This is a genomic window from Enterobacter sp. GER_MD16_1505_Eko_090, assembly GCF_003331015.1.
Classification (GTDB): Bacteria; Pseudomonadota; Gammaproteobacteria; order Enterobacterales; family Enterobacteriaceae; genus Enterobacter; species Enterobacter roggenkampii.
Genome location: NZ_PUQF01000040.1, coordinates 1 through 6,815 on the forward strand (window position 1 = coordinate 1; position 6,815 = coordinate 6,815).

A 6,815-nucleotide genomic window follows, 5' to 3' on the forward strand; every position below is an offset into this window, starting at 1 on the left:
AAGAATGAATAATATCAATTATAACAATTGGTTATTTCCTTAGCGTACGTTTTCGTTCCATTGGCCCTCAGACCCCATTCTCAGCTGGTTAAGGTTTATGGTCGGGATATGGCTCAGACAATTCTGGCTAACATGCGTTCTAACATCGTGCTGGGCGGCAGCCGTCTCGGTGATGAAACGTTGGATCAAATGTCGCGCTCACTCGGTGAGATAGAAGGCGAAGTTGAGCGTAAAGAATCCGATCCTCAGAAGCCCTGGATTGTCCGTAAACGCCGCGACGTTAAAGTTGTTCGTGCCGTAACGCCTACCGAAATATCAATGTTGCCAAACCTCACCGGCTATCTGGCGTTGCCTGGTGATATGCCCGTCGCTAAGTTCAAGGCTAAACACGTTAAATACCATCGCAAAAACCCTGTTCCTGGCATTGAACTGAGGGAGATCTGATGCTTGATATAACCACGATTACCCGCCAGAACGTCACTAGCGTTGTGGGCTACTACTCTGATGCAAAGGATGATTACTACAGTAAGGATTCATCATTCACGTCCTGGCAGGGAACCGGAGCTGAAGCCCTCGGCTTATCCGGGGACGTTGAATCAGCCCGGTTTAAAGAGCTGCTTGTCGGAGAGATAGATACCTTCACGCATATGCAGCGACACGTGGGTGATGCCAAAAAAGAGCGTCTGGGCTACGACCTGACGTTTTCAGCGCCTAAAGGGGTATCCATGCAGGCGCTGATACACGGCGATAAAACCATTATCGAGGCTCATGAAAAAGCTGTTGCCGCTGCTGTGCGTGAAGCTGAAAAACTCGCGCAGGCCCGGACGACTCGCCAGGGGAAATCAGTAACCCAGAATACCAATAACCTTGTCGTCGCTACTTTCCGCCACGAAACTTCCAGGGCGCTAGATCCTGATTTGCACACACACGCTTTTGTCATGAACATGACCCAGCGCGAGGACGGCCAGTGGCGCGCGCTCAAAAATGATGAGCTGATGCGTAACAAAATGCACCTGGGCGATGTTTACAAACAGGAGCTGGCGTTGGAGTTGACCAAAGCCGGTTATGAGCTGCGTTACAACAGCAAAAATAACACGTTCGATATGGCCCATTTTTCAGATGAACAGATTCGCGCTTTTTCCCGCCGGTCGGAGCAAATTGAAAAGGGACTCGCTGCAATGGGTCTGACGCGGGAAACCGCCGATGCTCAGACGAAAAGCCGCGTCTCGATGGCTACGCGTGAAAAGAAAACAGAGCATTCCCGTGAAGAAATTCACCAGGAATGGGCCAGCCGCGCCAAAACGCTCGGCATTGATTTTGATAACCGTGAATGGCAGGGACACGGTAAACCTCTGGAGGCTGATATAGCGCGCAACATGGCCCCGGATTTTACCAGCCCGGAGGTTAAAGCTGACCGGGCTATCCAGTTTGCAGTTAAGTCGCTGTCAGAGCGCGATGCCAGCTTTGAACGCCAGAAGCTGATTCAAATCGCTAATAAGCAGGTGCTGGGCCATGCCACAATAGCCGATGTTGAAAAAGCGTACCTGAAGGCGGTACAGAAGGGCGCCATCATCGAGGGCGAAGCCCGGTATCAATCAACTCTGAAGGTCGGTGCTTCAGTTATGGCCGAAACTCTGACGCGCAAAGAGTGGATCGACTCGCTGACGAATAGCGGGATGCGTGCGGATAAAGCCCGTTTTGCGGTAGATGATGGTATTAAAAACGGCAGGCTTAAAAAGACCAGCCACCGCGTCACTACCGTGGAGGGTATTCGCCTTGAGCGTTCCATTCTGACTATCGAATCACGCGGCCGGGGGCAGATGCCGCGACAGCTGACCGCAGAGATTGCAGGCCAGCTGCTTGCCGGGAAAACCCTCAAGAAGGAGCAGATGCGCGCGGTTACAGAAATTGTGACGAGCAAAGATCGGTTTGTGGCCGCACATGGTTACGCCGGTACCGGTAAAAGCTATATGACGATGGCCGCTAAAGAGCTGCTGGAGTCACAAGGGCTGAAGGTCACGGCGCTGGCCCCCTATGGGACACAGAAAAAAGCGCTTGAAGATGATGGATTACCGGCCCGCACCGTTGCCGCTTTCCTCAAAGCGAAGGATAAAAAGCTGGATGAAAAATCAGTCGTATTCATTGATGAAGCCGGGGTTATACCCGCCCGACAGATGAAACAGCTGATGGAGGTGATCGAGAAGCATAACGCTCGCGCGGTATTCCTGGGGGATACGTCACAGACGAAAGCGGTAGAAGCCGGTAAGCCTTTTGAGCAGCTGATTAAAGCAGATATGCAGACCAGCTACATGAAAGACATTCAGCGACAGAAGAATGAAGTTTTGCTTGAGGCGGTTAAGTATGCCGCTGAAGGTAATGCCGCGCGCGCCCTGAAAAATATCACCGGCGTGAACGAACTGAAGGAAGAAGCGCCCCGACTCGCTCAACTTGCCGATCGCTACCTGTCTCTGTCCTCAGAACAACAGGATGCCACCCTGATAATCTCTGGTACGAACGCCTCACGCAAAACCCTCAATGACTACATCCGGGGCAATCTGGGGCTTGCCGGAACCGGCGAAACGTTCACGCTACTTGACCGCGTGGATTCGACACAGGCGGAACGCCGCGACAGCCGTTATTTCAGTAAAGGGCAAATCATTATCCCCGAACAGGATTACAAAAATGGTATGAAGCGGGGCGAGTCTTACCAGGTTCTTGATACCGGGCCGGGCAACAAATTGACGGTTGAAAGCAGCAGCGGTGAGCAGATCGCTTTCAGCCCGCGTACACACACCAAGCTGTCTGTATACCAGGCAGTCAGCGCCGAACTGGCGCCGGGCGATAAGGTTATGGTAACGCGTAACGATAAAACGCTGGACGTTGCCAACGGCGACCGCTTCACGGTGAAAACCGTGGAGGGTGAAAAACTGACGCTTGAGGACAAAAAAGGGCGCACGGTTGAGCTGGACAAAAAACAGGCTTCTTATCTTTCCTATGCTTATGCAACCACCGTCCACAAATCCCAAGGGCTTACCTGTGATCGCGTGTTGTTCAACATAGATACCAAATCGCTTACCACTTCTAAGGACGTTTTTTATGTTGGTATTTCGCGTGCGCGTCATGAGGTGGAAATTTTTACCGACGATAAAAAATCTTTGGCATCGAGCGTGAGCCGCGACAGCCCGAAAACCACGGCCGCAGAAATTGACCGTTTCTTTGGGCTTGAGGCCAGGTTTAAGGATATTGGCCGCGATACCAGTTTAGAAACCCGATCAGCTGAAAAAGGTCTGCCAGAAGCCACGGGGGAAAGCATGGCGTTTAACCAGAAACCCGATGAACATAACATGACAACCGGCACTGATTATCAGCCGGTGAGCAACGCAGAGGACGCCTTTCATCTTAAGCAGAACCCTATGGATGATTCCGTTGGCCTGCGGCGTCATGAAGCACAGCAAAATGATGCAGAGCTGGCCCATGATTATGCTGCTGCCGACGATCAGCAGTGGAGCGCGCAGGAGTATGCCGATTACGAGCATTATGCCGAAGCATCAGACTACGACTTTGACAGCAGCATTTACGACGATTACGCCATGCCGCAGACGTCTCAGGCGGAACAGAGCCATACCGGAAAAGAACACACCCATGAGCATGAGCATGAAGAAGGGGGCCATGAAATCTGATGGAGCAGACCGACAAGCGCAAGCAGGATAAACTGAAGTTCGACCGGGTAATTAATCTGGCGCGCAGACTGCCGCAACCGGCGATCCATGACTTACTACGCGCGCTGATACTGCCAATTCAGGCCGATTACTTGCTGGCCGTTGGCACGGAGGGCCAGGACGCGCGCCCGGACATGAACGAGCGCGAGTTCTTCTTCACAAAAATCATCTGGGCGATGGATTACACGCACATGAAATCACTCAGGCTTGCAGCTGAAGATTTTCCCCTGGCGCTTGCGACGGCCAAGATCCTGCCGTGGCCGTGGGGTGAATCAAGCTACCGGAGTGCTTTAGCCGATATAGGCAGCGCTAAGGGCAATCCGTGGGTACAGGATATTAACCACCGCGTTACTTTGTGAGTTCTTGAAATTCTATTCTTGATTGCATATCATCTCAACGAGTTTCGATAAGAAAGGATGCGCATGCGACCGTCTGTTGTGCTTGACATGAAGCGAAGCGCAGTGCGTGAAGCGGTAGGCCGCTTTCGCGCCGCGAACCCGCGCGTCTTCGGCTCGGTGCTGCATGGCACCGACCGGGATGGCAGCGACCTCGACCTGTTGGTCGATGCGCTGCCCGGTGCCACGTTGTTGGACTTGGGCGATTTGGAAGAAGAACTGAAATCGCTGCTCGGCGTTGACGTCGATCTGCTGACTCCCGGCGACCTGCCGCCGAAGTTCCGGGCCAAGGTGCTCGCGGAGGCGCAACCGATATGAGCGAGAACCGCCTGCCCGATTACCTCGACCACATTCAGCAGGCCGCAACCGATGCGCGCAGCTTCGTGGAAGGGATGGCCAAGGACGACTTCTTGGCCGACAAGCGCACCCAGCAGGCCGTCATCATGAGCCTGATCGTCATCGGCGAGGCGGCCACAAAGGTGATGGATGGCTACGTCGAGTTCACCCAGGCGCATGCCGACGTGCCGTGGCGCAGCATGCGCAATATGCGTAATCGCATGGCTCACGGCTATTTCGACATCAACCTCGATGTGGTGTGGGAGACGGTACAGGAATGGCTGCCGGCGTTGCTCCAGCAATTGCCCGCCGTGCGTCAGGATGCCGACGATGAAGACCGTAACGACAACTGTGAAAGAGGGATCTCCGATGACTGTTGAATCGAGAATATTTTCTGTAGCCGAGTATGTTCAGCCGTCCGAAGGCGAGCCTATTCGTTCCGTTGTGCTTGAAACCCGAGACTCAATTATCGTGGTTTGGCATGTCCATCCCGGGCAGGAAATTGCGGCTCACATTCATCCTCACGGCCAAGACACGTGGACTGTTTTGTCGGGAATGGCTGATTACTTTCAGGGCAATGGGATTGTTCGTGCCCTCAGGGAAGGTGAGATAGCCGTGGCAAGACCGGGCCAAGTGCACGGGGCGCGAAATACAGGTACCGAGCCATTTGTGTTAGTCTCGGTTGTGGCATCAGCCAATGCCGGTTTCGTATTGGCTGAGCGATAGAGCCCAATCTCTGGAGTTGGTCCAATGAGCGGTCGGGGAGATAGGTAACAGACATGCAGCGGACACGGCTGCTAAACCAGGTCGCAAACCTCCTTGCGTCGCAGCGTGCCGCAAGCGACGCGATCAATCGAATGGGGTCGGCATGAGACTGAACACCATCCAGTTCCCGACCGCGTAGCCGCCTGTCCTGCCGATCAGGTCTTGACCATCGACGCCTGGGATCAGTCCTGAATGTTCTTGGAGACCACTACGTTATGAGCCGCAGCCGCCGCAAAACACCCATCGTCGGGCACACGACCTGCGGCAGCGAGCGCGAGGACAAGAAGCTCTGGCATCAGCGCTGGCGCACCCGTGAGCGCACGGCGCTGACCAGCGCGTCGCCCGAAGCCCTGAGCGCCCATCTGCCCCTGCTGGAAAACCAGGCCAGCAGCGTCTGGTCGATGGGCAAGGATGGCCGCTCCTACTGGCCCGTCAAGCGCCAGGCCGCCACGGCGGATCGCATCGCCAATCACAAGGGACGCAACCCGCAAGAACGCGCCTCCCTGAAAAAGCGCCTGCTTACACTGTGATTCCTTCAAAATATCTCAACGAAATTTCCCGACACCTGTTTAAGCTATCTTGCTGATATTTCTGTTTTTCGATTTTTGCCGGCGCGATGCCGGCGACGTTGGCCAGCTGCCCCGGGCGCGATACTGAGATCAGTTTCTTTGAACAAAAAAACCGCCTTTTGGCGGTCAGTATTCAGTAGCTGGAACGGTAGTCTCTCCCCCGATTCCAGCGGTCTTGCCAGTGTTCGAGGAATGATTCAGCGAGCTTAGGCATGTTCCAGATCACCACCGCATTCTCCGAGTTTTTCGTTTCGGCCGCTTTGGTGAAATTAAAGCTGCCAGTTTCAACGGTCACATTATCCACGATGATCACCTTGTCATGCTGGATAGGGAAATCACTGTCAGTACGCAAAGGGATGCCGCTGTTCGCTATGTAGTTCATGGCCGCAATGCTGGCGCGCCCCGTATTGCCCCTTTCATCAATTACGATTTTCACATCAACTCCCCGTTTTTTGGCTGCTACCAGTGCTTTCATAATATCCGGGGCGGTAAAAGAATAAGCCATCATCCGTATCGAGGTTTTTGCGGAGTCAATGGCGCTCAGGACGAGAACGCGGGCGCTTCCTTCAGGCGAGTAGCCAACCTGAACGGATGGTTCCACCGCAAAGGCGGGCAGGGCGGCTGTCGTAAATGCTGCGGCCAGAAGCCAGGTTGCTAAGTTTTTCATTACAGGCTCCCGTTCACACACTGCATTTTATATTCAGGGTCAAAATAAATTTCTTTGATTTTCCGCTTTTCCATATGCACCACAACGTCAATGGTGGAGTAGAGCATTCGCATAATATCGCTCATATCGAGCATACGGCCGATAGGGGTCGCCTTGATAAGCAGCCCAATACGGTTAAAGGCATCGCGCGCAGAGTTAGCGTGCGTTGACATAACACCGCCTGGATGGCCGGTATTAAGGGCACTGTTGCAAATAGTCGGTGGTGATAAACTTATCATCCCCTTTTGCTGATGGAGCTGCACATGAACCCATTCAAAGGCCGGCATTTTCAGCGTGACATCATTCTGTGGGCCGTACGCTGGTA

8 protein-coding genes and 1 pseudogene are annotated in these 6,815 nt (G+C 53.7%); 7 read left to right on the forward strand and 2 right to left on the reverse strand.

The window, feature by feature from the left end; translation table 11 throughout:
- The first annotated feature begins 108 nt into the window (after nucleotides 1-108).
- The 7 genes from C6A40_RS24235 (at nucleotide 109) to C6A40_RS24265 (ending at nucleotide 5,745) form a co-directional block, all read left to right on the forward strand.
- Nucleotides 109-444 carry a type IV secretion system DNA-binding domain-containing protein gene (locus C6A40_RS24235; protein WP_045282344.1) on the forward strand — a complete coding sequence of 112 codons (336 nt, stop codon included), beginning with the start codon at nucleotides 109-111 and terminating at the stop codon, nucleotides 442-444.
- On the forward strand, nucleotides 444-3,680 hold the full coding sequence (mobF, locus tag C6A40_RS24240; protein WP_012561142.1) for a MobF family relaxase: 3,237 nt from the start codon (nucleotides 444-446) through the stop codon (nucleotides 3,678-3,680). Before C6A40_RS24235 ends, mobF begins: the two co-directional genes overlap by 1 nt.
- Nucleotides 3,680-4,078 (forward strand): DUF6710 family protein, encoded by a 399-nt coding sequence (locus C6A40_RS24245; RefSeq protein WP_012561143.1) that lies wholly within the window; start codon nucleotides 3,680-3,682, stop codon nucleotides 4,076-4,078. The genes mobF and C6A40_RS24245 overlap by 1 nt, the downstream gene beginning before the upstream one ends.
- Before the next feature lie 63 nt (nucleotides 4,079-4,141).
- Complete coding sequence (locus C6A40_RS24250) at nucleotides 4,142-4,432, forward strand: nucleotidyltransferase family protein (protein WP_001247892.1); 291 nt, start codon at nucleotides 4,142-4,144, stop codon at nucleotides 4,430-4,432.
- The gene (locus C6A40_RS24255) at nucleotides 4,429-4,830 is read left to right on the forward strand and encodes a HepT-like ribonuclease domain-containing protein (RefSeq protein ID WP_001293886.1); all 402 of its coding nucleotides are present in this window, start codon (nucleotides 4,429-4,431) and stop codon (nucleotides 4,828-4,830) included. Before C6A40_RS24250 ends, C6A40_RS24255 begins: the two co-directional genes overlap by 4 nt.
- Nucleotides 4,820-5,176: a cupin domain-containing protein gene (locus C6A40_RS24260; protein ID WP_000215515.1), complete on the forward strand. Its 357-nt coding sequence runs from the start codon at nucleotides 4,820-4,822 to the stop codon at nucleotides 5,174-5,176. The genes C6A40_RS24255 and C6A40_RS24260 overlap by 11 nt, the downstream gene beginning before the upstream one ends.
- 254 nt (nucleotides 5,177-5,430) lie before the next feature.
- Nucleotides 5,431-5,745: a hypothetical protein gene (locus C6A40_RS24265; RefSeq protein WP_000091613.1), complete on the forward strand. Its 315-nt coding sequence runs from the start codon at nucleotides 5,431-5,433 to the stop codon at nucleotides 5,743-5,745.
- A 172-nt stretch (nucleotides 5,746-5,917) separates the two neighbouring features.
- Here C6A40_RS24265 and C6A40_RS24270 read toward each other — a convergent pair whose 3' ends face one another.
- Both C6A40_RS24270 and C6A40_RS24275 read right to left on the reverse strand, forming a co-directional pair.
- Complete coding sequence (locus C6A40_RS24270) at nucleotides 5,918-6,451, reverse strand: phospholipase D family nuclease (protein ID WP_000792636.1); 534 nt, start codon at nucleotides 6,449-6,451, stop codon at nucleotides 5,918-5,920.
- A pseudogene (locus C6A40_RS24275) lies at nucleotides 6,451-6,815 on the reverse strand (hypothetical protein); the annotation flags it as partial. The pseudogene C6A40_RS24275 and the gene C6A40_RS24270, both read right to left, overlap by 1 nt.